The sequence below is a fragment of the Streptomyces sp. NPDC090798 genome (assembly GCF_044768965.1).
In the GTDB taxonomy this organism is placed as follows: domain Bacteria; phylum Actinomycetota; class Actinomycetes; order Streptomycetales; family Streptomycetaceae; genus Streptomyces.
This window is the reverse complement of sequence record NZ_JBIVXA010000008.1, coordinates 290,744-313,574: the sequence shown is the minus strand read 5'-3', so window position 1 is coordinate 313,574 and position 22,831 is coordinate 290,744. Positions and strand designations below refer to the sequence as shown.

Below are 22,831 nucleotides of genomic sequence, written 5' to 3'. Positions count from 1 at the left end.
CATCCACGCAGCACACCCCAGGGAGCCGACATGCGCGCCTACCACCTCGAAACACCCGGCACCGTCGACGGCATCGCCTCGCGCGAGACGGACCGCCCCGAGCCCGGCCCCCGCGACATCCTCGTCCGCGTCCGCGCCGTCTCCCTCAACAAGCGCGATCTGCTGATCCTGACGGGGACCTATCCGCTGAAGGCCGTGCCGGACGTGATACCGGCGAGTGACGGAGCGGGCGAAGTCGTCGCGGTGGGCGCGGAGGTGACCCGGTTCGTGGTCGGGGACCGGGTGGCGAGCACGTACTTCCCGAAGTGGATCGACGGCCGGATCACGCCCGCGCAGATCGACCAGCCCGGCGCCACCCTGCCCGGCATGCTGACCGAGTACGCGTGCCTGGACCAGGACGCGGCGGTGCGGGTGCCCGACCACCTAGGCTGGGAGGAGGCCGCCTGCCTGCCCTGCGCGGGCGTCACGGCCTGGCACGCGCTGACCGGCGGCGAGGCGCTCACCCCCGGGCAGACCGTGCTCACGCTCGGTACCGGCGCGCTGTCCCTCTTCGCGGTGCGGTTCGCCAAGATGCTGGGCGCCGAGGTCATCGCCACGACGTCCAGCGCCGCCAAGGCCGACCGTCTCAAGGCACTCGGCGCGGACCACGTCGTCAACTGTGCCGAGAACCCCGAATGGGGCACGGTCGTGCGAGAGTTGACCGGCGGGCGCGGCGCCGACCTCGTCGTCGAGACCAACGGCCCCGACACCATCGAGCAGTCGATGCGCGCCGCCGCGCTCTACGGCCAGATCGTGCTCCTGACCACCGGCAACGCGCGCCGGCCCGGTATCGAGATCTCCAACGCGGTGTACGCGGCGAGTCTGGCGACGATCCGCCGGGTGTTCGTGGGCAGCCGCACCCACTTCGAGTCCATGAACCGGGCCCTGACCCTGCACGGCACGCGCCCGGTCGTCGACCGTGTCTTCGGCTTCGACGAGGTCCACGAGGCGTTCCGCCACTACGAGTCCGGCGTGGCCTTCGGCAAGGTCGTCATCCGCGTGGCCTGAGCGCCGCCGCCTCGCGCGCCAGGCTCTCCACGCGCCCCCAGTCCTTCGCCGCGATCGCGTCCTCGGGAAGCATCCACGTCCCGCCCACGCAGCCGACGTTGGGGAGGGCGAGATAGTCCGGCGCGTAGGTGGGGCCGATACCGCCCGTCGGGCAGAAGCGGGCCTGCGGCAGCGGTCCGGCGAGCGACCTGAGGTACGCCGTGCCGCCCGCCGCCTGCGCCGGGAAGAACTTCATCTCCCGCACCCCGCGCTCCAGCAGCGCCACCACCTCCGAGGTCGTGGACACCCCCGGCAGGAACGGCACCCCGGACGCCTTCATGGCATCGAGCAGTACGTCGGTCCAGCCGGGACTGACCAGGAAGCGGGCGCCCGCGGCCACGCACTCCGGCACCTGCGCCGGCGTGATGACGGTGCCCGCGCCGACCACCGCGTCCGGCACCCCGTCCGCGATCGCCCGGATGGCGTCGAGCGCGCACGGCGTCCGCAGGGTCACCTCGATAGCGGGCAGCCCACCCGCGACGAGTGCCGCAGCCAGGGGTACGGCGTCCTCGACCTCGTTCACCACGACGACGGGGACCACGGGGGCGAGATCCAGCACGGAGAGCACGGAGGCGGCGGGAACCGAGGGCAGCGGTGAGCTCATGGCCTCATCGTGCCCTCGTCGTGCAACATGCGCAAAGAGCGTTGCATATGCTGCAACGGCACTTCTGGTGCACCTCTGGCGCACCGCTGGTGCACCCCTCTCTGGTGCACCTCTAGCGCACCTCTGGTGCACCTCTAGTGCACCTCGTTCACCAGCACATCCAGCGCCCAGGCCGTCCCCGCCCGCGCGGGCGCCTGCACCTCCACCTCGTACCCGAGGTCCCGCAAGGCCTCCACCAGCTCCGCCGGATCGGCGGGCGCGGCGCCCGCGGCCAGCAGACTCCGTACGATCCGCCCCTTCGTCGCCTTGTTGAAGTGGCTGACCACCTTCCGGGTGGGCGCGTGCAGCACCCGGACCGTCGCCGTCCGCCCGGCCACCTCGCCCTTCGGCTTCCACGCGCCCGTGTACGCCGAGGACCGCAGGTCGAGCACCAGCCCGCCGCCGGCCGCCTCGGGGAGCGCGGCGGCCATCGGCGTACGCCAGTGCGCGCCCAGCGCCCCGAGCCCCGGCAGCCGCACCCCCATCGAGCAGCGGTACGACGGGATCTTGTCCGTCACCCGGACCGCGCCCCACAGCCCGGAGAAGACGAGCAGCGAGCGGCCCGCGCGCCGCTTGGCCGCCGTGTCCAGCGAGGCCAGGTCCAGGGCGTCGTACAGCACCCCCGTGTAGATCTCCCCGGCCGCACGCGCGCCCGAGGTGCGCAGCTCCGTGTTCTTGGCGATCTCGCCGCGCAGGCCCTCGCTCAGCCCGAGCACCTCGCGTGCCTTCGCCTCGTCGCCCGCGCACAGCTCGGCCAGCTCGTCGAGGACCGCCCGACGCGCCTCGGTGAGCCCGGGCAGGGACAGCGACTCCAGCTTCAGCGCGGTTCCCCGGCCGGAGGGCGCCTTGCCCTCGGAAGGCGGCAGCAGCACGAGCACGGTGGTGTTCTCCTAACGGTGGGTGTGGCCCGGCGCCAGCCTAAGGGGTCCTCCCGGACGTCGAACGCGCTCGGGGCGCCGCCCGGATGTCCACCCGCTCGGGGTGCCGCCCGCAGGCGCGCGACCTACGCTCGACCCATGCCGTGCCGCCACATCCGCGCCAGCTGCGTACCGGGGGCTCCTCTGCAGGCCGCCCTGTGCGCCCTGCGGACCGAGCTGGGCGTGCCCGGGAGCTTCCCGCCCGGCGCACTGGAGGAGGCCACCCGGCCACCCCGCCTGCCTCCCCACGACGCGACGGACATCCCCTTCCTCACCATCGACCCGCCGACGTCCACCGACCTCGACCAGGCGATGCACCTGTCCCGCCGCGAGAACGGCCGCGGCTACCGCGTCCGGTACGCGATCGCCGACATCGCCGCCTTCGTCGCCCCCGGCGGCGCCCTGGACGCCGAGGCACACCGCCGCGTGACGACCCTCTACTTCCCGGACGAGAAGGTCCCCCTCCACCCGACCCGGCTCTCCGAAGGCGTCGCCAGCCTCCTGCCCGACCAGACCTGCCCGGCCGTGCTCTGGACGATCGACCTGGACGCGGACGGCCGCACCCGGAGCGTCGACGTACGCCGGGCCCTCGTCCGCAGCCGCGCCAAGCTCGACTACGCGCACGTACAGAAGTGGATCGACGACGGCACGGCGGAGGAGCCGCTCGCCCTCCTCAAGGACATCGGGACGCTGCGTGAGCGCCTTGAGGTGGAGCGCGGCGGGATCTCCCTCAACGTCCCCGAACAGGAGATCCTCGAGACGGACGGGACGTACGAACTCGTCTACCGCGCCCCGCTCCCCGCCGACGCCTGGAACGCGCAGATCTCCCTGCTCACCGGGATGGCGGCGGCCGAGCTGATGCTCGCGCACGGCACCGGCGTCCTGCGCACGCTGCCCGCCGCCCCCGACGGCGCGGTCGGCCGCCTTCGCCGCACGGCCAGGGCCCTGCACATCGACTGGCCGCACCACGTCTCGTACGCGCGGCTCGTCCGCTCCCTCGACCCGCACCTGCCGCGCCACGCCGCCTTCCTCCAGGAGTGCACGACGCTGCTGCGCGGCGCGGGCTACACGGTGTTCCGAGGCGGCGCCCTCCCGGAGGTCACCTCCCACGCCGCCGTGGCCGCGCCCTACGCCCACTGCACGGCCCCCCTGCGCCGTCTCGTCGACCGCTACGCCTCGGAACTCTGTCTGGCCGCCGCCGCGGACGAACCACCCCCCGACTGGGTCCTCACCGCCCTCGACACCCTCCCCAAGGAGATGGCCGAGGGCTCCCGACGCGCGGGCGTCGTGGAACGCGAGTGCGTCGACATCGTCGAGGCCGCGCTCCTCAGGGACCGGGTCGGAGACATCTTCGACGGGTGTGTGGTGGACGTGATGGAGCGTCAACCCACGGTCGGAACCGTCCAGTTGGCGTCACCCGCAGTCGTCGCCCGCATCGAGGGCGGCACGGTGACGCTGCCGCTGGGGGAGCGGCTGCGGGTACGCCTCACCCAGGCCGACCCGGGGACGGCGAAGGTGCGGTTCGCGCCCGTGTGAGGGCCCGTACGAGCTCGTCGGGGTCGTCCGCGTGCAGCCGTACGAGACGGACGCGACGTTCCCGGCCCAGGAAGGTGAAGTGCGGTACCGGGGCGGTCAGTTCGAGGGTCACGTCGGTCTGGGCGCCCACCGCGAGGTTCAGTTCGTCCTCGGCGGGCTTGTGCGTGGTGCGCAGCTCGCGGCGCACCGCCGCGATGTCCGCCAGGGGTATCCGCAGATCCACGTGCGCGCCGTCGCGGACGCGCAGGTGCGCGGAGTCGAGGATGTGCGGCCGCGTCACGCAGGCCGCGTGCACGCCGACGACCAGCAGCACGGTGTAGACGTCGAGGACGAGGACGACCGCGTGGACGACCGGCCACCCGCGCAGCAGCACCGCCATCCCGGCCGTCTCGACGACGCACACGAAGGTGAGCCCCCACGTCATGGCGCCCTGACCTCGCGCGTGACCGAAGGGGCGCCCGTCGCGCGTGCCGTGCGTCCGCCGGGTCAGCCACAGCAACAGGCTCGCGAACAAGCGCAGTTCATGCCGTACGAGGGCGCGCGCGATCCTCATCGCCCGCGCTCCGTGAACATCCGCATCGCGCGCCGGACCGCCTCCGCCTGGGCCGGGGCGACGTCGGCGTAGAGGGAGCGCAGAAAGCCGTCGTCGAGGCCGGGAGCGAGGTCGCGCTCCGTGAGCAGGGAATCGGGCAGGCAGTCGGCGAGCGCCCGGGCCGCCTCGTCCACGCGCGGGTCGGCAGGGTCGTGCGGGTCGGCGTCGGCGAGCGCGTCGAGCAGCGCGTACACCTCGTGCGCCCGCGCCACGGCGGCGGGCGTTTCGAAGGCACTGCCCAGCGCCGCCATCAGCCGCTTCCGGTTCTCGGGCGAGGCCACGGTGTCGATCAGAGCGAGCACCTCGCGGTCCCTGGCGGCCATGGGGGACTCGGGGCCGTGCGCCATCCCCGTGAGCAGCGCGGCCAGTTCGGGAGAGACGGGGCCCTCGGCGGGCAGGTTCGCGCCCCGGTCCAGCAGGGCGCGCAGCCGGTCCCGCCGCTCCCGGATCGCCGCCTCCTGCCGGGCGAGATCGGCGTCGAGCTCCTCGAGCACTTCGGCGAGATCGCGCCCCGCGTCGTCCGCGAGCACGTCCCGCACCTCGGCGAGCCCCAGTCCCAGCTCGGTCAGCCGCCGGATCCGGGCGAGCACGACGACGTGCCGCAGCGTGTAGTCCCGGTAGCCGTTGGGGCGCCGCTCGGGCTCCGGCAACAGCCCGAGATGGTGGTAGTGCCGTACCGTCCGCGTGGTGACACCGACGGCGACGGCGAGTTCTCCGATCCGCATGCCCTCAGTAGAAACGTTGACGTTGCGGCAAGGTCAAGCGAGGAGTTCCCTGTCGGCATGGAAACGCGGGCCGGCGGCGTTGCACCCTTGACGAGACCAGGGGAGGCGGCCATGGGGGCACGACGTGAGGAGGCCCGCTGGGCCCGGGCCACTCTCGGCCGTGACGGTCCGCCCCTCGACCTGCTGACCGCACACTTCGACCAGCACCGCTACGCACCACACGCCCACGACGAGTTCACCATCGGAGTCTGCGTCGGCGGCTCCGAGGTCATCGACTACCGGGGCGGCCGCATCCACACCGGCCCCGGCTCGATCGTCGTCCTGGCTCCGGGCGAGATGCACACCGGCGGCCCGGCCGCTTCCGACGGCTACGCCTACCGGGCCCTGTACGCCGAGCCTTCCCTGCTCACCGAGGGGATTGTGGGCAGCCCCCCGCACTTCCGGGACCCGGTCCTGGACGACCCCGAACTGGCCGCCGCCCTGCGCACCGCCCACACGGACCTGAGCGCCTGCCCCGACCCCCTGGAGGCCGAGTCCCGCCTCCCCTGGCTGCTGGCCGCCCTCGCCCGCCGCCACTCCACGGCCCGCCCCGCGTGCGACACGGTCCCGGGAGCCGCCCACATAGCCCACGCCGTACGCGACCGCCTCGCCGACGAAGTCACGACTCCGCCCTCCCTCGCCGAACTCGCCACCGACCTGGGCCTCTCCCGCTACCAGCTCCTGCGCGCCTTCCGTACGACGATGGGGATACCGCCGTACGCCTGGCTGGCCCAGTACCGGGTGAACCGGGCCCGCGCCCTGCTGGAGAGCGGCCTGCGCCCCGCCGAGGTCGCCCCGCTCGTGGGCTTCGCGGACCAGGCGCACCTGACGCGCTGGTTCCGCAGGGTGCTGGGAGTGACCCCGGCGGCGTACCGCAACAGCGTTCAAGACGGCGGGCGCTGACGCCGCCGAAACTGCACCCATGACTGCACGCGGCTGGTTCCTGTTCTCCCTGATGGGAGTGGTCTGGGGCATCCCCTACCTGATGATCAAAGTGGCGGTGGACGGTGTGTCCCCGTCGACGGTGGTGTTCACGCGCTGCGCGGTGGGCGCCGCGCTGCTGCTCCCCTTCGCGATCCGCCAAGGGGGCCTTGCCGGTTTCGGCCGGACCGTACGGACGCACTGGCGCCCCATGCTGGCCTTCGCGTGCATCGAGATCATGGTCCCCTGGTGGACCCTCACGGACGCCGAGCGTCATCTCTCCAGCTCCACGGCGGGCCTGCTGATCGCGGGCGTACCGATCGTGGGCGTGGCCGTGGCCCGTCTCTTCGGCGACACGGAACGCCTCGGCGCCCGCCGCGTGTCGGGCCTGACCCTCGGTCTGTCCGGCGTGGCGGTCCTCACCGTTCCGCACCTGACCGGCGGGGACGCCCGCTCGCTCGCCGAGGTGCTGCTGACGGTGGTCGGGTACGCGACCGCCCCCGTCATAGTCGCCCGCCACCTCAAGGACGTCCCCTCGCTCCACCTCACGGCCGCCTGCCTGACCCTGGCGGCCCTGGTCTACGCCCCCGCGGCGGTCGTCACCGGCCCCACCGGGCTCCCCTCCCCGCAGATCCTGGCCGCCCTCGCCGGCCTCGGCGTCATCTGCACCGCGGTCGCCTTCGTGGCCTTCCTGGAACTGATCAAGGAGGCGGGCCCGGCGCGGGCGATGGTGATCACGTACGTCAACCCGGCCGTCGCCGTCGCCGCGGGCGCCCTCTTCCTCGACGAACGCCTGACCCCCGGCACCCTCGCGGCCTTCGCCCTCATCCTCGCGGGCTCGGTCCTGGCGACGGCGACGGCCGGACCGAGGCGCACCGCGCGCCCGGTACCATGGTCCACACGGCAGACGAGCCGGGCGGACGGCCGCGTGGAGGTTCTTGTGAGCCTTCCCGAGGAACGTCCGGGCTCCACAGGGCAAGGTGGTGGCTAACGGCCACCCGGGGTGACCCGCGGGACAGTGCCACAGAAAACAGACCGCCCGGCGCTTCGGCGCCGGGTAAGGGTGAAACGGTGGTGTAAGAGACCACCAGCGCCTGAGGTGACTCAGGCGGCTAGGTAAACCCCACCTGGAGCAAGGTCAAAAGGAGCCGCTGTGAGAGGCGGCTCTGCGCGGACGTTCGAGGGCTGCCCGCCCGAGTCCGCGGGTAGACCGCACGAGACCGGCGGCAACGCCGGTCCTAGATGGATGGCCGTCTCCCCGGCCGCCGCGAGGCGACCGGGCGACAGAACCCGGCGTACAGCCCGACTCGTCTGCCGGCGTGGCCCTGACCGACTCATGGTGCGGTCGGGGCCTCTTTCGATCTGACCGCCGACCGTGAGCTGACGGCGTTCGTGCTCTTCTCCTCGATCGCCTCCCGGTTCGGCGCGGGCCTCGGTCTCGGCTCGTACGCCGCGGCCGGCGCCCACCTCGACGCCCCGGCCGCCCAGCGGGCCTTCACGAAGGTATGGCAACTGAGGGGTTGCCCGACCGTCTGCCGCTTCACGTCTCCGCAGGTCCAAGGCGCGGTCCACCCGGTGGGGTGTCCTCAGGCCGGACGGGCCGGTACCGCTGGCTGCGGGCCAGCAGGGCGGTGGACGTCAGGTGCAGCACATTGACCACGAGAATCGCCGGGGCGACGATCGCCACCGCGGCGGGCAGCCCGGGCTCCAGGAGGAGCGCCAGAATGATCGCCGTGATGCCGTTCTGCTGGCTCAGACAGAGCGCGGCCCGGTCGTGGCGCGAGAAACCGAGGCCGACCACGGCGGCGACAAGCATCTGCGCCACGAAGGTGGCGACCCCCAGCACCGCTCCCACGGCGAAGTCGGCACCCCCGGCCAGCAACACGCCCAGCAGGAAAGTGGCCACGACCAGCGCGGTGTTGGTCGCCCGCCCCAGCCACGCGCCGAGCGCGGGCCGGAAGAACAGCGCGGACAGTGCGAGCCCGAGCATGAGGAACTGCCAAGTGGCCGTGGCGAGCAGGGCCGCCAGGCCCGCGTACTGGAGGATCCGCCGGACCTGCCGTGGCCCGCGCAGGGCGGGGAACGGGACGGCGTCGGCCGGTCCGCGCTCCCGCAGCGCCGCCCACACCACCGCCGCCACCGACAGGAAGACAAGGTTGCCGATCAGTGTCGTCGCGTAGTCCTGGGTGCCGGAGGCGACGCTCACGGTGTTCTCCAGAACCAGTGACCCCAGGATCACCACCAGGACGGTGGTCACCGGGTCGTCGAACGAGGCCCAGGCCGCGAGCAGGGACTTCGCGCGCGCAGACATGTCACGGCTCTCCAGCATCGCGGACACGGACAGCGGGTCGATCTGCGCCATGGCCACCGCGAGGACGAGGTACTCGGGACGGTCGGGGAACGCGAGCCACAACGCCCCCGCGATGAACGCCGCCTTGACCACCACACCGAAGGTGATCGCGACGACGATCCGGTAGAGGTCACCCCGCACCTGCGGTCGGCTGATTCCCTGGGCGCTGCCGTACAGCCCGACCGCGAGGAGGCCCGAACTGAGCCAGCCGTACCACCCGCCGTGCGCCCGGACGTCGAGCGTCAGCCACTGGCCGACCAGACAGCCGGCGCCCGCGAGGCACAGCGGCAGGAGGAGCGGGCGCAGGAGTGCCCTCAGGGCGGCGCGCGCCGTTCCCGGATCGCTGTTCCGGGACGCCACGACCGTGTCATCCACGACCGTGTCATCACAGTTCTGGGGTGTCACGACCGCGTCCCTCCGGGCCTGCCCGCGCCGCCTGTCAGCCCTCGGCCAACTCGCTCCCGAGCCGGGCGATCCGCTGATCCGCCTCCGTGACCCTCGACTGGTCGAGCGTCACCCCCATGAGGAAGCGCCGGCCGGGAAGGGCGTGGAAGTACACGGCACCCTGCTCCACGTCGAGCACCACCTGGAGCAGCTCGCCCTGCAGGATCGCCCGCAGGGACAGGTTCATGCGCTGCGTGACGCCGGGCAGCAGCTGGCCCATCCGGCCGTACCGGCTACGGCGCCGGTCCGGGGTCTGCACCCGGAAGAAGTCTCCGAGCCCCGGATGATCGAAGATGTCGTAGCCCCAGGCCGTCGTCGGCGACTGGTGGTACGCGATGTAGTGCAGGCCCTGGACGTCGAGCACCGACCGCAGGGCGTCCTCGACGCCGGGCGCCGGGGCCGCGGCCGCGGGCCGATTCTCGGCCACATAAGGACCGGCCGGAAGAGACGCGTCGGGGGAGGGAACGGCATCGGGGGCCGGGGTCCCGGGCAGGGCGGCAGGTTGGCCCGACCACGGCTCGTCGTTGAACCAGGAGCCGTAGTTCAACGGGCTGTAGCGCGCGGGCAGCCGCAGACCATTGACGCATTCGGCCATCCTGGCGTCCAGTTCGTCGAGGCGGTCCATGGCCGCCGTGGCGCCGTAGAGATGGAATCCCGGCTCGACGAGGTAATAGAGGACGGCACCCGTCGGCACGCGCAATACGGTCCGAATGAGTGCGCCGGTGCGCAGCGCCGTGAAATCCGGCTCGAGTTCTTCGAGAATGTAATACAGCTGGCGCCCGGTGCGTTCATGGGAGACGGATTCCGGGGAAAGCGCGAATTCTCCGGTGGACGGTGCCACGGACGCGTCGAGGACGACCTTCGCCGTGTCGCCGTCATAGAGCACCAAGTGCGCCAGCCCCTCGGAGTGGAGCAACCCATGTAACTGTGCCGCCAGTTGAGCCATCTGTGGTGTCTCCCCGTCCGGAAATCGAGCCGTGGCGCGCGCGGTGGCGCCCTGGGGGTCAGACATCCTGCACCTCCAGGTCCGCGCCCACCCTCCGATACGGATCGGCCGGCAGCGCGGCGGCGAGGGGGTGCCCGGCAGGGAGGTATTCGGAGACCCGCTGCCGGAGGATTGCCCGCAGCTCGACCTGGTCGTCCGAACCGGAGGCCAGCCGGTTGGCCAGCGCGGTCAGCGTCACCGGATGCCGCTCCCCCCATGCCGTGGCCTGCTCGCAGTCCTCGTGGATCCCGATGTCCTCCGTGCTGGTGTCGTACCCCAGCACGGATCGGCAGTTGCTCTGGTTCATGCGTGCGACCAGCGTGTAGCGATGACCGGACCCGAACGAGTTCTCGAGCTGGTACACGGCCTTCCGTGCGTGGGACAGTGCCTGGTCGGGAGCCTCGGCCGCCAGTAGGTACAAAGCCATATTGCTGAGGCAGATGCTCGTGAAGGGATGCGTGGGACCGAACACCTCGACATAGCGGTCGTGCAGGTCCGGCATGCTGTCCGCCGCGTCGGCGAGCCGGCCGGAGGCGTGCAGGCCGATCGCGATGGACAGGTCGCAGGCCATGGTGCTCGGATGGCGGTCGCCCCACTGCCGGCTGAAGCCCGCCCGCGCGTCCTGCAGTCGCTTCAGCCCCTCGTCGGTGTCCCCCCTGCGCACCATGGTCATGCCCAGGCTGGCCAGCACGCCCAGGTAGCGGTGGGAGTCCTTCCCGGTGAGGGTGAGGAACCGCTCGCAGCTACGGGCCAAGTACCTCTCGGAGTCGCCCAGTTCACCGAGCTCCCGGAAGTACGTGCCGAGATTGGCGTACGAGATCCAGGGCCGGAAGTCGTTCTCGCCGTACTGCCGCTTGCGGATCGCGTAGGTGTCCCGGTCCAGATCGACGGCGGCCTTGACCGTCTCCATGTAGAACTTGGACAGCGCCAGGTTGATGGAGGCGTCGAGCGTCGCGTTGTGCTCCTGGCTGATCTCCCTGACCAGGCCCTGATAGGTGCGGCTGTCCTCGACGAAGGCCTCCCGGAAGCGGCCGGTGGCGCGCAGGTCGGCGGCGTAACCGCGGGCCGCCATCAGGGTGTAGACGTCGCTGCTGTTGCGCTCGCGCAGGATCTGGACCGAGTGCTGGGACAGCCCCAGCGCGCACTCGTACTGGCCGAGCGCCCGGCAGGCCGCCGCCACCTCGGATTCCAGAAGCAGCACCATGGTGTGGCTGTCGCCCATGGCCGGATCCGCGCGCCAGTGGTCCAGGATGCGGTTGCCCAGGGCGCGTGCCTCGTCCCACAGTCCCGACGTCCGCCGGTGGTAGACCTGGCTGACGAGCCAGCGGTGCACCTGGCGGTCGGAGCTCTCCAGCGCGCCGGAGGGCTCCAGATGCCGGTCGAGTTCGGCGAAGTCCGACCAGTGCCGCTGCTCGTGCCGCTGGAGGTCCGTGGGCACCATCGCGGCCAGTACGGCCAGGACCTCCGCGCGGGTCTCCTCCCGCGCCTCGGGGGTCATCCAGCTCCGTACCAGGTCCTGGAGGATCCGGTGCACCTTCAGCCGCCCGGCCTTCTGGTCCACCACGGCGAGCGTCGCGCGCGAGAGCTGGTTGACCACGTTCCGCAGGCGCAGGGTGTCCTCAAGGCTCTCGTCGAACCGGACCAGCCGCTCGATCATGCCCGGTGACTCGATGACCCGCATGCCCACGCCGTCCGCCGACAGGAAGGAGCACAGCTCCAGCAGCCGGGCCGCGGCGGGGAACCGCCGGCGCAGCCCTTCGTAGATCCCCCGGTAGATCGTGTCCATCGTCCGGTACTGCGGGAGCACCCCGTCGGGGGCGTCGGACTCCCGCCGGTCGATGAGTGCGATGTAGTCGTCCGCGCGCGCGGGATAGGAACTCAGCTCGGCCACGGCCGCGTTGAGCATCAGCGGGTGGTCCCCGAGCCGCTCGGCCAGCCGGTCCAGGGCGGCGGTGTCCGCTCCCGGGAGCCCGCTTCGGAGCAGGCGCAGGCTCTCCTCGCGGGTGAACGAGTCGATCTGCTGGGTCTCGAACCCGGGAGACCACACGGGGTTGAGCGAGGTGATCAGCACATGGCCGGGGCCGGTGGTCGGCAGGAACGGCTCGAGGGCCTCGCTGTCCTTCGCCCCGTCGAAGACGAGCAGCCAGCGGGAGCAGTACCGCCCGGTCCGCAGGTCCGCCAGCAGGGCGGCCGGGTCGTCGCCGCTGCGCGCGCCGCCCTTGGCGCCGTTGAGCTCCCGGGCCAGTTCACGCAGCGCGGCCCGGATGTCGTCGTCGCTGCCTGCCGGGATCCACCACACCAGGTCGTACTGGGAGGCGAAGCGATGCGCGTACTCCAGGGCCACCTGGCGTTTGCCGGTCCCCTTCATGCCCCACAGGACGCGCGGAGCGACGTGGTCGGCCGTCGAGAAGGCCAACAGCCGGTGCAGTTCGGCGAGTTGGCGGGTGCGTCCGACGAAGCGGACGTCGCGCATCGGCAGGGACACCACCTCCGGCTGCCGGCCCGGGAAGCGCGTCCGGTCCGCCGGACAGAACGGGGCGCCGGTGACCTCAGGGGAGAAGCGGGAGAGCAGGGCCTGGTGGGCCGCGCGTTCCTGCTGTCCGGCGAGGTTGACCGCGTCCGGCCAGTCGAAGTGCGGGGCGAGTCGCGCGGTGCTGATTCGCAGGCCCACGACCTTCGGCGGCTGGGCGCCCCCCACGGGCGCCCCCACCGCGAGGCTCGCGATCGTCTTGCCCGCCGCGGTGCCCTCCAGACGCCGGGAGAGCAGGGCGACGACGTAGTCGGAGTCGGGGCCGCAGTCCAGATCGCGGTCCTCGTCGGCGTCCAGGCCGCCGGGGAACGGATCGGTGTCCGGCTGGGCCAGCTGCGCCTTGATGCCGGCGGCGCCGAGCTGTTCGCCGATCCAGTCGGCCCACAGCTGGTCGTCGGGAGCGTTCAGCACCGTCACGGTCGGCGGAGTCACGTCCCGCTCCGCGTGACCGTTCCAGCCGGCGTACTCCTCGCGCAGATCCTTCGGCGGCAGCTCGAACGCGGCGACGGCACCGTCCGTGATGCGCTGAGCGGCCTTGACGCAGGCGTGCAGCAGGGTGCGGGTCTGGAGCGGGTTCTCGATCATGACAGCGAGTTCCTCGCTGAAGGAGAAACGGGGCTGATAGGGGATCAGCACCCCGTTCCAGTAGGCGTTCAGCGCCTCCTCCCCGGTGATGCCCAGATACGGGTCGAGTGCCGTGCGGGCCTCGGCGAGAGCGCGTTCGAAACGGGTCGGCTCGGTGGTGGTGTCGACGCGCATGGGCACCACATGGAACGCGATGGGTCTTGGCTGCGCCTCGATCCGCCGCGCGATGTCCCGGGCCCCCTCGACGGCCTGCCGGTTCAGACCCAGGCCGATGACGACGGTGTCCGGCAGGGCCAGCGTGCAGATGCCGGCGTCCGCGGAGAACCCGGCGCGGCTGTCGATGAGGATGTAGTCGTACTCGCTCTCGCGCATCCGGGCCCGCAGCGCGGCGAGGAACTCCTTGCCGTCGTCGGTGCCCTGGAACCGGTCCCAGTCGAAGGCGCGCAGCCGGTCGCGGTACCGGTCGTCCTGCCGTCCGGGCCCCAGGTAGTACAGGTGGCCGCCGTTCGGGAACGGATAGTGGACGTCGACGTCGTAGCGCTTGAAGTCGGTGTGCTGGAGGTGCAGTCCGCGCAGATGCTCCGAACCCCGCTCCTGGCTGGTCGCCGTGGCGGCGAAGGTGGAGAACATGTCCAGGATGCCGTCGCTCGTGCTCAGGTCACGGTTCGGGAGGTACTTGGAGTAGTACAGGTGCAGTGCGGGATCCTCCAGATCCCAGTCGACGGTGAGCACCGACTTGCCCTGACTGGCCATGATCCAGGCGATGTTCGCCAGCGTCATGGTGCGGCCCGCGCCCGCCTTGTGCGAGTAGAACGTGATGATCTTCGTCTGCCGACCGGGTGTGCTCATCCCCCGCCCCACGATTCCCTGGGTGTTCCACTGACCAACGGCGGCCAGGGCGCTCGGTGCCTGAGCCAGCCGGCCCGTTCGCGCTCCTTGCGCACGATCCGCTCCGCCGCGTTCTCCAGAGGCGGCTCAGCCGCTCTGCCCGGCAACGGGCCCTCCTCCCCGACGTCGGTGAAGGCATCGGCGATCACCGCCGCCATGGCGTGCTTGAGTGAGCCGGGTGTGCCCGCCTCGTGGTGCGCGGCGCCCAGTTGCCTCGCCGGAGTACGGGCCAGCGCCTCGCGCAGCTCGCCCGCGTGGCGATGGCTCTCCTCGTCGAACTGCGGCAGCACGGTGATGACCGCCGCGACGCGCGCCCCCGAACGCGCCAGTCGCTCCCACAGCACCGACAGGTACGAGTCGCCCGTCATCCACGGGTCGACCAGCACCACGACCACGGCGGACGCGTCGACCTCGCGCAGCGGGTCCGCGCCGGTGTCGTCCAGGGCGACGACGGTCAGCCGCTCGATGCCGCAGGCGTGCGCCGCCCGGCCGGCGATGGCAGCCGCGGGCTCGTCGCTGTGGGGGCGAAAGGGGCGCCACTCCGCCGTGGTCTCCGCGTAGGTGTCGACGGACTGGCGCAGCCCCTCCATCCCGGCTCGGGTGCCGGCCAGCATGGCCAGGACCAGATGGCGTTCACCGGGCCGGCGCGGCGGGGGCGGGGGGGCGGCGCGGGAGGTGCGCTGCTCGTGCGGGGGCCCGAAGTACGGCTCCACGGTGGCGCTGTCGGTCGTGGCCATGGCGGGCAGCGGTGTTCGTGCGGCACGGGTGAGGCGCTCGGCGACCCGGCGCACCAGCCCGCGGTACCGCTCCCAGGCGCTCGGGTCGCGTTGCAGCCCTGCCACGCCCGGTCCCTGGTAGCCCTCCCCGAGGTCGTCCAGCAGCTGGCCCGTCTTCGCCACCGCGCGGGGCAGTACCAGGGAGTCGGCCCGCCACAACACGCCGACCAGGGCGTCCGCGGGCTCCCCGGTCCGCCACAGCCGGCGCTGCATGCGCTCACGGAAGACGGACCATTCCCGCGCGCACTGGGCGTCGTTCAGGTAGTCGGCCGAGTAGAGCACCAGCAGGGAGCGACAGATGAGGACGGCCGGGTCGGGGCCGAGCGCGGGCTCCGCGCGCTGCAGGCTGCCTTCGTTGCGGGGGTGTCGGCCGAGCATGCTGAAGATCTCGTTCTGGACGTCCGCGTGGAACCGCTGGACCGGTCCTCTGTCACCGGTCGAGCCGGCGTAACTGGTGTAGAACAACGGCCCCACAGCAACCCCCCAAGGGACCAGCCTCCCGTACGACGATGGCCTGTCACCGCCCCATTGCCCCCCATCGGCGTCGGCTCGCGCGTCGGTCTGCCCGAGCCTGTCCATCGACGCCAATTCAGGTCTATGATAGGCAATTTTGCCCTCATGGGGGCTGGTTTGAAACCGAGCCATCTCTCGGATTCCTTTGAAGTGGCTAAAATTTCGGATATCTGGACGAGTTGACACACGATTTCGGGCGCATGTTCAAGCTCGGCTCAGCGGTGCTGTTCGGCGGCCGATGTGCTGGATGAGCCAAGTGAGGTCCAGACAGTACACCGACGGATTGGCGAAACCCTGTTCCTTGCCATAGCGGTGAGCACGGAGTCCGCCGCCGCAGATGTCGACCAGGGCGCAGGACCGACAGGTGGCGCAGAGTGATCCGACTCCGTGCTCCGGAGCGCCGGGCAGCGCCAGTACACCGTCGAAGGAATGGCTGAATATGTTCGCACCGGTGTGTGAGGCGCCGTCGGCGACGACATTGAGCGAGTCCGTCCACACGAGGGCGCCGTCGGTCTCGATCACCGCGACGGCGGCGGGCAGGGTGCCGAGCGTCTCGGCGCTGCTGCCGGTGTGGTCCCGGCACATACCGATGACCGACTCGAACAGCCGCACCCGCACCGGACGTCCGGTGTCGTCCCACCGGTCGAACACCTCGCACAGCCAGGCCCCGTACGGCGCCCGGGTGCCCCCCGCGCCCACCGGTGGGGCGTCCCAGGTCCCGTGGGGCAGCAGGAAGTCGACGGCCGGCGGGCGGTGCGACACCAGGGCGTCGTAGGTATCCCGGGGCGGGTTGGCCAGGTCCACCGTGCACAGCAGGCCGCCGAACAGTCCCCGGTGGCGCGGGGTGTCGAGCCGGGCGAGGGCCGCGGCCACCTGGGCGTGACTGCCGTGCCGTGCGCCGCTGTCCCTCCCGCGCCGGCCACGGTGGCGGTCGTGGGCCTGCGCGTCGCCGTCGAGGCTGACGCCGACGCATATCCCGTGCCGCAGCAGCACCTCCAGCATGGCGTCGGTGAGCAGGGTGCCGTTGGTCTGGACGGCCAGCTCCACGCGTGCGCCCGTCGCCGCGAGGGCCCGGCGCACGGAACCGGCGAACTCGTCGATCACCGCCGCGCCGGCGAGGAGTGGTTCGCCCCCGTGCAGGATCACTCTGATCCGGCGCAGACCGTGCCGGCGTACGTGCTCGGCTATTCGGCGCACGACCCGCTCCCGAACGGCCGCCGGCATCGTACGCGGACGGCTGCGCCAACCGGTGTCCCGCAATTCGAAGACGTAACAGTAGTCGCATGCGAGATTGCATCGGCTGTGGAGCTTGACGACGAATTGGTCGAATGCCGTCAGTGTGGTGTGCCCGTCCCGCGTCACGGAAACGCGAGGCATTGGCCAATGCCCCGTCGGCGGGCAGTTCTGTTCGAAAGTGGGACCCTGCCATCGGTGCGGAAGGACCGCGCGTGTCGTACTGTCGGTGAGTGGCCGAACGGGCGGAAGCGGAGTGTCCGAAACCGAAGTCGGTTTCCCTGGAGGAAGGTTCCGTGAACTCTTCATCTCTGCCCCCGATCGACCCGTTGGGGCACGCGCATCTCTCGCCGAAATGATCGACGTCACGGTGATGAGAGTCCCCCATTCAGTTTAGGGACGACTCTTCGATCGCGGTGAGACGTCAACTGGCCAACGTTTCGTGGCTCCCAGGCGTAAGAGGGGGCGCTCGTGGACAAAGGGGAGTGAAGGGGGTTGTCCATGGCAAGCTACTTCGTCACGAGTTTCGCCGCCGCCGAGAATCCCTCGTATGCGGCGCGCTTCCACGACGACCTGGCGAGGGAGGTGGCCCGGCAGCTGGGCAAGAAGGTCGACGCCCGCAGGTGCGACCCCAACATGACGGTGGAGGAGCGCCGCCTGCTCGTTGCCGGGACGGGTGTACTGGTCGTGCTGTGGTCGCCGGACTACTTCGAGGACGGTGGCTGCGTCGGCGACTGGACGCTGTTCGACCACCGTTTGGCCCGCGTTCCCGCCCAGCGGCGCCCGAGCTGCTCGCCGACGCGGGTGCTGGTCCGCTGGCGGACCGTCGACAGCCCCCCGCCCGGCCTGCCCCGACCTCCCATGATCGCCGGGGACGTGATGGCCGATTACAACAAGGACGGGCTGTACAAGGTCGTACGCAAGAGCCCCGGCTCGTCCGCCTACCAGTACGCCCTGAGACAGCTGGCCGAGCGGGTGCGCGCCGGACTGGCCGCCTCCCTCCCGTCGTTGGCGGCCGACGACATGCCCCTGCCGAACGCGGTCTTCCCCAGGCCCCGACCCACAGGATCCGCCGTGTCCCAGCCGAAGGTTTCCCACCCGGCCAAGCCGCCGGCCCCCGCACCGCGTGTGCTGATCTCCTACGCGCACGACGAGAACGACCCCGCGCACGCCAAAGAGGTCAAGTCGTTGTCCGAGTTATTGAAGCGCGAGGACATCGACGTGCGGCTGGACCAGGACGTGGACGACGAACCGCAGAACTGGCTGCGCTGGATGCACGACGAGATGAAGGCGGCGGACTACATCCTGACCGTGGCTTCCCCCGCGTACAAGCGCCGGGTCGAGCACCGCGAGAAGCCGGGGACGGGCCGGGGCGCGACATGGGAGGGCGGTTACATTCTCGACGAGGTCTACGAGAACTGGGGAACCTGGCAGAAGCGCATCCTCCGGGTCGTCTTCCCGAGGTTCGACGTGGGCGACCTGCCCACGTTCCCCGGCTCCGCCTCCGTCTCCATCTATGAGATCGACCCCGCCACGGGGGACGGGCACCTGGACCGTCTGCTGAAGTACCTGAGGAAGGGCCCGGCGGCGCCATGACGTCCCGGCCGCCGTGTCATCAGGGCGCCAGACGTCCCAGACCCAGGGCCACCAGCTCGGCGACCTCGCCCGGGGAGCGGGAGGCGGACAGGCGCCGGTTCTCCTCCCGCGTCAGGCCGTTGGACGGCCCGGCGGCCTCCGCGCGGGCGCGCAGCCGCTCCAGCCCCGAAAGCAGCCGGGGATCGTCCGGGGCCGCGTCCGGATCGGCGGGCAGCCAGGCACAGTCGTCGATCCCGAGGGCGCGCACGATGTCGACGGTCACACCGCCGAAACCGGCCGCCGGATAGAGGGGCCGGGGATCCCCGGGGTCCAGCGAGAGGAACGCCTCCTCCAGCAGACCCGGAAGCTCGCCCTGGAAACCCGCGCGCCGTCCGCCGACCAGGAGCCGGGCGGCGGTGTGGTCCCGCAGGTAACGGCGCATGGCGGTGAGCGAAGTACGGGCCAGTTCGGGGTCGACCGTCTCGGCCGGCTCCCCGCGCCCCGCGGCCGGGTCGGTCTCACGACCGGCCGGATCGAGGCAGACGACGCGGCCCGCCCGGCCGAGATCGAGGCGGCCCCGCAGCTGCGACAGGGGCACCCTGCGGTGTTCCGGCCAGGCCAGGCACACCAGCAGCGGCTGATCACCGCGGCCGTGCCGAGCCGCCTCGGCGGTGAGTGCCGGGGTGTAGCCACCGGGGCCGAGGTGCCCGCCGTAGGCGATGTGCCCGCCCGCGCCCAGGACAAGCCGGGTGATCTCCCCGAGCGTCAGAAGCAGTTGCTCCTCGCTCAGTCCGAGGCGGGCCAGATCGGGGCTCTGCGAGACCGACAGGGCGAGGGTGCGGCCCTTGAGAGTGTCAGGAGGAAGTGAAGTCGCCATACCTCATCCTCACAGGCCGGTGTCCGCGTCGTCGTCACCCCACCCCGCGTCCTCGTCACCCCACCCGGAGCCGTCGTCACCCCGTCCCGAGCCGCGTCAACCACCCTGGGGAAAAGGGGACTTCACGACTACACTCCTGCGAGTGATCTCCGGACTCTCTGGTAGTCGTGTCGTTCGCGTCCTCGTCGCGGCCGTCGGGGGTGGTGCCGCCGGAGCCGCCGTGTACGGACTGCGCAGCGTCGGTGGCGTCTACGCGTTCGGGGCCATCGGCGCCGTGCTGGGCGCCCTGGCCGTACTGGCGGCCGAGTTCTACCGCAGGACGGCCAGCCTCACCGAGGTGCGGATCACCGTGCCGCAGCTGAGCGAGCTGACCTTTGTCGTCAACGACCACACCCGGGCCGTCTCCTGGCAGCTCTTCGTCGAGTCGGTCACCCGTATCTCCACCCAGCGCCTCGACGACGACGAGGGATTCCTCCGCGAGGCCCTCACCTCGCTGTACGGACTGTTCGCCACGACCCGCGACATCCTCAAGGCCGCACGGCCGACCTCGCACAGGGACGGTGTCACGGTCGAGTACCTGGCGGTGAACCTGCTCAACCGCGAGTTGAGGCCGTTCCTGTCCAAGTGGCACCCGCGGCTGCGGGAGTTCGAGAACGCGCACCCTGAACTGAACGAGTCCGCCTGGACGGAGGCGGCGGAGTGCCGCCGTGAACTGGCCCGGTTGCAGGTCAACACCAGGGAATACGTGCTGAGTTTCGCCCGTCTGGCGGGTGTGCGTGATCCCGATCTGATGGTCGGCGCCCTCGCCTCCTCCGGATAGGCGTCACCGGCCTCAGCCCGAGCTGCCCCGGCCGGCCTCCTGGCTGCCCGCCGCCCAGGACGCGAGGAAGCGCAGGCCCTCCTGGGTGGGAGTGTCGGGGGCGGCGGTCCAGATGATGAGTTGTTGGTCGGGGTCCGTTCCGGCGGTGAGGGTGTCCCATTCGAGGACGAGGGTGCCGGCGATCGGATGGTTGAGGGTCTTGGTGCCGGTGGTGCGAGCGGCCACGTGGTGGGCGGCCCACCAGCGGCGGAAGTCGGGGTCCTGCTCGGAGAGGTCGTTCACGAGGGCCGTGAGGCGGGGGGAGACGACGTTGTGGGCGGCCTCCATGCGGAGTTGGGCGACCGTCGTGCGGGCCGTGGTCTCCCAGTCCGCATACAGCTCGCGCATGGCGGGGGAGAAGACCATCCGGGCGTAGTTGCGTTCCTCCGCCGGGATCCGGGCGAAGTCGCCGATCAGGGCGGCGGCCAGCGGATTCCAGGCCAGTACGTCCATCTGACGGCCCAGGACCATGGCGGGGATGGAGGCGAGGTCGTCGAGCAGCCGCCGCAACTGCGGCTGGACCTTCTGCACGCCCTGCGGGCGCGGGCGCGCGGGTTCCTTGCCGGCCAGTTCGAACACGTACGCGCGCTGGTCCTCGTCCAGGTCCAGGGCGCGGGTGATGGCGTCCAGGACGGGCTCGGACGCCTGGATGCGGCCCTGTTCCAGGCGGGTGTAGTAGTCGGTGCTGATCGCGGCCAGCATGGCCACTTCCTCCCGGCGCAGGCCCGGCACCCGCCGGACGGCCCCGCCGGGCAGCCCCACGGAACGGGGGGTGAGCTCCGCGCGCCGGGCCCTGAGGAATTCGCCCAGTTCGGTGGATGCGTTGCGCGTCATGGCCCCTATTTTCGCAACAATCGCAGGAACCCCGGTAGCGACCGCGGGGTTTCAGGCGCGGTGTTCGGACAGCGCGTGCACCGCGGTGGTCAGGAAGTCGTCCACGTGCCCGTCGCGGCGGCCTTCGAGCACGGCGAGGCAGATCTCGGCCGGCGGTACGTCGGTCACCGGCCGGTGTGCGAGGTCGGGGCGTGAGTAGGAGCGGGCGACGCTGCGCGGCAGCAGTGCGATGCCGCGCCCGGCGGCGACGAGTTCGAGTTTCTCCTCCACCGTCGCGGTGCGGCGCGCGTGGAAGTCCAGGATCGTCTCGGCGTCGAGGGCGGCCAGGGTCATCCGGCGGCGGGACGCCAGGGGGTGCGTGGTGGGCATGCACACGACCTTCGGCTCGCTGCCCACCGCAACGGTGCGGAGCCCGGCCGCGTCGAAGGGGTGGCGCAGGAAGCCGACGTCGGCCCGGCCGTCCCGGAGCGCCTCACCCTTCTCGTACCAGTTCAGGTGGAGCAGTTCGACCTCGATGTCGGGGTGGGTCCGGGCGAACGCGCGGACCGCGGGGGAGACGCTCAGACCGGGGGCGAAACCGACGACCAGTCGGTCGGCGCGAGCGGCGCCGTGCACCCGGCGGGTGGCGGCCCGCGCGGCGGCGAGCACGCCCGGGGCGTCTTCGTAGAGTTGCCGGCCGGCCGGGGTCAGGCGCACGCTGCGGGTCGTACGCACCAGCAGTGTGCAGCCCAACTCGTGTTCCAGCGCGCGGATCTGACGGCTCAGTACGGGCTGCGCGATGTGCAGTTGCGCGGCGGCGCGGCCGAAGTGCTCGTGCTGCGCGACGGCCGTGAAGTACCGCAGTTTACGCAGGTCCAGATCCATGCCCTGAGGGTATCAATGTGCCCGAAGAGGTATTGGACGCGTGACATCGGGCGAGCGCAGAGTGACGGGGCACGGTGTTCGGGCAGCCCGTTCGCCGGTTGTCAGGAGGTTCCTTTCCATGATTGTCATTACCGCGCCCACCGGGCAGATCGGCCATCAGGTTCTCGACAACGTCCTCGACGGCGACCTCGGTGGCGTCCTCGACGGAGGGGAGTCGGTTCGGGTGATCGCGCGCGATCCCGCCAGGCTCTCGCCGCGGGTGCGCGAGCGGGTCGAGGTCGTGACCGGCTCGCACGGCGACCCCGACGTCGTCGACGCGGCGTTCGCCGGTGCGGACAGCGTCTTCTGGCTGGCACCGCCGAACCCGGGGGCCGAGCGGGTCGAGGACGCCTACGTGGGCTTCAGCCGGCCCGCGTGCGAGGCCTTCAGGAGCCGGGGAGTCCGGCGGGTCGTGGGGATCTCGGCCCTGGGGCGCGGGGTGCCCGGCAACGCCGGGCTGGTGTCGGCGTCCCTGGCGATGGACGACCTGATCGCGGGCACGGGCGTGGGTTACCGGGCGCTGACGATGCCCTCGTTCATGGACAACATGCTGCGCCAGGTCGAGTCCATCAAGAACCAGGGCCTGTTCTTCCAGCCGGTCGGCGGGAACCTCAAGGCGCCGACCTGCGCCACCCGCGACATCGCCGCCGTGGCCGCCGGGCTGCTGCTCGACCACTCCTGGAGCGGGCAGGGCGAGGTCCCGGCGCTCGGGCCCGAGGACCTGTCCTTCGAGGACATGGCGCGGATCATGTCCGAGGTGCTGGGGAAGCCGGTGCGGTTCCAGTACGTCCCCGTCGAGTCGTTCAGGGACACACTCAGGCAGCGCGGGATGTCCGAGGCCGTGGCTCAGGGCATGGCGGACATGATGACGGCCAAGGACCGCGGCCTCGACAACGCCGAGCCGCGCACCCCGCAGGCCACCACCCCCACCACGTTCCGCCAGTGGTGCGAGGAGATCCTCAAGCCGGCCGTTCTCGCCTGACCGCGCAACGCGCGAGGGCCGGAACGGCGCCCCCGAGT

General features: G+C 71.5%; 19 protein-coding genes, 1 other RNA gene and 1 pseudogene. 9 read left to right on the top strand and 12 right to left on the bottom strand.

The features are described from left to right. The first annotated feature begins 30 nt into the window (after window positions 1–30). On the top strand, window positions 31–1,047 hold the full coding sequence (locus ACIQTP_RS20080; protein ID WP_403401444.1) for an NAD(P)-dependent alcohol dehydrogenase: 1,017 nt from the start codon (window positions 31–33) through the stop codon (window positions 1,045–1,047). Here ACIQTP_RS20080 and eda read toward each other — a convergent pair. Both eda and yaaA read right to left on the bottom strand, forming a co-directional pair. After that, window positions 1,031–1,690 carry a bifunctional 4-hydroxy-2-oxoglutarate aldolase/2-dehydro-3-deoxy-phosphogluconate aldolase gene (gene eda / locus ACIQTP_RS20075; protein WP_403401442.1) on the bottom strand — a complete coding sequence of 220 codons (660 nt, stop codon included), beginning with the start codon at window positions 1,688–1,690 and terminating at the stop codon, window positions 1,031–1,033. The two genes, ACIQTP_RS20080 and eda, sit on opposite strands and share 17 nt — an antisense overlap. Window positions 1,691–1,824: 134 nt before the next feature. Then, a complete protein-coding gene (yaaA, locus tag ACIQTP_RS20070; protein ID WP_403401440.1) occupies window positions 1,825–2,607 on the bottom strand; it encodes a peroxide stress protein YaaA in 783 nt (260 codons plus the stop codon). 138 nt (window positions 2,608–2,745) lie between these two features. Here yaaA and ACIQTP_RS20065 point away from each other — a divergent pair, with 138 nt between their 5' ends. Next, window positions 2,746–4,182 carry an RNB domain-containing ribonuclease gene (locus tag ACIQTP_RS20065; RefSeq protein WP_403401438.1) on the top strand — a complete coding sequence of 479 codons (1,437 nt, stop codon included), beginning with the start codon at window positions 2,746–2,748 and terminating at the stop codon, window positions 4,180–4,182. Here the strand turns inward: ACIQTP_RS20065 and ACIQTP_RS20060 are convergent. Continuing rightward, window positions 4,133–4,735: a hypothetical protein gene (locus ACIQTP_RS20060; RefSeq protein ID WP_403401436.1), complete on the bottom strand. Its 603-nt coding sequence runs from the start codon at window positions 4,733–4,735 to the stop codon at window positions 4,133–4,135. The two genes, ACIQTP_RS20065 and ACIQTP_RS20060, sit on opposite strands and share 50 nt — an antisense overlap. Further along, window positions 4,732–5,499 (bottom strand): MerR family transcriptional regulator, encoded by a 768-nt coding sequence (locus tag ACIQTP_RS20055; protein ID WP_403401434.1) that lies wholly within the window; start codon window positions 5,497–5,499, stop codon window positions 4,732–4,734. Before ACIQTP_RS20055 ends, ACIQTP_RS20060 begins: the two co-directional genes overlap by 4 nt. Before the next feature lie 111 nt (window positions 5,500–5,610). Here ACIQTP_RS20055 and ACIQTP_RS20050 point away from each other — a divergent pair, with 111 nt between their 5' ends. The 4 genes and pseudogenes from ACIQTP_RS20050 to ACIQTP_RS20035 all read left to right on the top strand — a co-directional run bounded on the left by ACIQTP_RS20050 (window position 5,611) and on the right by ACIQTP_RS20035 (window position 8,115). Then, the gene (locus tag ACIQTP_RS20050) at window positions 5,611–6,441 is read left to right on the top strand and encodes an AraC family transcriptional regulator (RefSeq protein WP_402036958.1); all 831 of its coding nucleotides are present in this window, start codon (window positions 5,611–5,613) and stop codon (window positions 6,439–6,441) included. Window positions 6,442–6,460: 19 nt separating this feature from the next. Further along, a pseudogene (locus ACIQTP_RS20045) lies at window positions 6,461–7,297 on the top strand (DMT family transporter); the annotation flags it as partial. 70 nt (window positions 7,298–7,367) lie between these two features. Further along, window positions 7,368–7,773, top strand: an RNA gene (rnpB, locus tag ACIQTP_RS20040) — RNase P RNA component class A. A gap of 78 nt (window positions 7,774–7,851) precedes the next feature. Continuing rightward, complete coding sequence (locus ACIQTP_RS20035) at window positions 7,852–8,115, top strand: hypothetical protein (protein ID WP_403401432.1); 264 nt, start codon at window positions 7,852–7,854, stop codon at window positions 8,113–8,115. On the opposite strand, the gene ACIQTP_RS20030 is transcribed toward ACIQTP_RS20035, so the two are convergent. The 5 genes from ACIQTP_RS20030 to ACIQTP_RS20010 all read right to left on the bottom strand — a co-directional run bounded on the left by ACIQTP_RS20030 (window position 8,000) and on the right by ACIQTP_RS20010 (window position 16,907). Then, a complete protein-coding gene (locus ACIQTP_RS20030; RefSeq protein ID WP_403401430.1) occupies window positions 8,000–9,214 on the bottom strand; it encodes a hypothetical protein in 1,215 nt (404 codons plus the stop codon). The two genes, ACIQTP_RS20035 and ACIQTP_RS20030, sit on opposite strands and share 116 nt — an antisense overlap. A gap of 34 nt (window positions 9,215–9,248) precedes the next feature. After that, entirely contained in the window at window positions 9,249–10,265 is a 1,017-nt protein-coding gene (locus tag ACIQTP_RS20025; protein WP_403401428.1) for a hypothetical protein, read from the bottom strand. Next, a complete protein-coding gene (fxsT, locus tag ACIQTP_RS20020; RefSeq protein WP_403401426.1) occupies window positions 10,258–14,202 on the bottom strand; it encodes an FxSxx-COOH system tetratricopeptide repeat protein in 3,945 nt (1,314 codons plus the stop codon). The genes ACIQTP_RS20025 and fxsT overlap by 8 nt, the downstream gene beginning before the upstream one ends. After that, window positions 14,199–15,482 (bottom strand): FxsC protein, encoded by a 1,284-nt coding sequence (gene fsxC / locus ACIQTP_RS20015; RefSeq protein WP_403401424.1) that lies wholly within the window; start codon window positions 15,480–15,482, stop codon window positions 14,199–14,201. The genes fxsT and fsxC overlap by 4 nt, the downstream gene beginning before the upstream one ends. Before the next feature lie 252 nt (window positions 15,483–15,734). Continuing rightward, on the bottom strand, window positions 15,735–16,907 hold the full coding sequence (locus ACIQTP_RS20010; protein WP_403401423.1) for an FxsB family cyclophane-forming radical SAM/SPASM peptide maturase: 1,173 nt from the start codon (window positions 16,905–16,907) through the stop codon (window positions 15,735–15,737). Between the two features lie 357 nt (window positions 16,908–17,264). On the opposite strand from ACIQTP_RS20010, the gene ACIQTP_RS20005 reads away from it, so the two are divergent. Further along, window positions 17,265–18,359 (top strand): TIR domain-containing protein, encoded by a 1,095-nt coding sequence (locus ACIQTP_RS20005; protein WP_403401421.1) that lies wholly within the window; start codon window positions 17,265–17,267, stop codon window positions 18,357–18,359. A 19-nt stretch (window positions 18,360–18,378) separates the two neighbouring features. Here the strand turns inward: ACIQTP_RS20005 and ACIQTP_RS20000 are convergent, their stop codons facing one another. Continuing rightward, window positions 18,379–19,215, bottom strand: coding sequence for a hypothetical protein (locus tag ACIQTP_RS20000; RefSeq protein WP_403401419.1), 837 nt, complete (start codon window positions 19,213–19,215; stop codon window positions 18,379–18,381). Between the two features lie 142 nt (window positions 19,216–19,357). On the opposite strand from ACIQTP_RS20000, the gene ACIQTP_RS19995 reads away from it, so the two are divergent. Further along, window positions 19,358–20,035: a hypothetical protein gene (locus ACIQTP_RS19995; protein WP_403401418.1), complete on the top strand. Its 678-nt coding sequence runs from the start codon at window positions 19,358–19,360 to the stop codon at window positions 20,033–20,035. 12 nt (window positions 20,036–20,047) lie between these two features. Here ACIQTP_RS19995 and ACIQTP_RS19990 read toward each other — a convergent pair whose 3' ends face one another. Both ACIQTP_RS19990 and ACIQTP_RS19985 read right to left on the bottom strand, forming a co-directional pair. Continuing rightward, window positions 20,048–20,908 carry a helix-turn-helix transcriptional regulator gene (locus tag ACIQTP_RS19990; protein WP_403401416.1) on the bottom strand — a complete coding sequence of 287 codons (861 nt, stop codon included), beginning with the start codon at window positions 20,906–20,908 and terminating at the stop codon, window positions 20,048–20,050. Window positions 20,909–20,959: 51 nt separating this feature from the next. Next, a complete protein-coding gene (locus ACIQTP_RS19985; RefSeq protein ID WP_403401414.1) occupies window positions 20,960–21,772 on the bottom strand; it encodes a LysR family transcriptional regulator in 813 nt (270 codons plus the stop codon). 118 nt (window positions 21,773–21,890) lie between these two features. On the opposite strand from ACIQTP_RS19985, the gene ACIQTP_RS19980 reads away from it, so the two are divergent. Next, on the top strand, window positions 21,891–22,793 hold the full coding sequence (locus ACIQTP_RS19980; protein ID WP_403401412.1) for an NAD(P)H-binding protein: 903 nt from the start codon (window positions 21,891–21,893) through the stop codon (window positions 22,791–22,793). The last annotated feature ends 38 nt before the right edge of the window (window positions 22,794–22,831 follow it).

Excerpts from the sequence above, each read along its gene's own strand:
- ACIQTP_RS20080 (WP_403401444.1), top strand. The coding sequence starts at position 31 with ATGCGCGCCTACCACCTCGAAACACCCGGCACCGTCGACGGCATCGCC.
- eda (WP_403401442.1), bottom strand. The coding sequence starts at position 1,690 with ATGAGCTCACCGCTGCCCTCGGTTCCCGCCGCCTCCGTGCTCTCCGTG.
- ACIQTP_RS20065 (WP_403401438.1), top strand. The coding sequence starts at position 2,746 with ATGCCGTGCCGCCACATCCGCGCCAGCTGCGTACCGGGGGCTCCTCTG.
- ACIQTP_RS20060 (WP_403401436.1), bottom strand. The coding sequence starts at position 4,735 with ATGAGGATCGCGCGCGCCCTCGTACGGCATGAACTGCGCTTGTTCGCG.
- ACIQTP_RS20055 (WP_403401434.1), bottom strand. The coding sequence starts at position 5,499 with ATGCGGATCGGAGAACTCGCCGTCGCCGTCGGTGTCACCACGCGGACG.
- ACIQTP_RS20050 (WP_402036958.1), top strand. The coding sequence starts at position 5,611 with ATGGGGGCACGACGTGAGGAGGCCCGCTGGGCCCGGGCCACTCTCGGC.
- ACIQTP_RS20025 (WP_403401428.1), bottom strand. The coding sequence starts at position 10,265 with ATGTCTGACCCCCAGGGCGCCACCGCGCGCGCCACGGCTCGATTTCCG.
- fxsT (WP_403401426.1), bottom strand. The coding sequence starts at position 14,202 with ATGAGCACACCCGGTCGGCAGACGAAGATCATCACGTTCTACTCGCAC.
- ACIQTP_RS20010 (WP_403401423.1), bottom strand. The coding sequence starts at position 16,907 with ATGCCTCGCGTTTCCGTGACGCGGGACGGGCACACCACACTGACGGCA.
- ACIQTP_RS20005 (WP_403401421.1), top strand. The coding sequence starts at position 17,265 with ATGGCAAGCTACTTCGTCACGAGTTTCGCCGCCGCCGAGAATCCCTCG.
- ACIQTP_RS20000 (WP_403401419.1), bottom strand. The coding sequence starts at position 19,215 with ATGGCGACTTCACTTCCTCCTGACACTCTCAAGGGCCGCACCCTCGCC.
- ACIQTP_RS19990 (WP_403401416.1), bottom strand. The coding sequence starts at position 20,908 with ATGACGCGCAACGCATCCACCGAACTGGGCGAATTCCTCAGGGCCCGG.
- ACIQTP_RS19985 (WP_403401414.1), bottom strand. The coding sequence starts at position 21,772 with ATGGATCTGGACCTGCGTAAACTGCGGTACTTCACGGCCGTCGCGCAG.
- ACIQTP_RS19980 (WP_403401412.1), top strand. The coding sequence starts at position 21,891 with ATGATTGTCATTACCGCGCCCACCGGGCAGATCGGCCATCAGGTTCTC.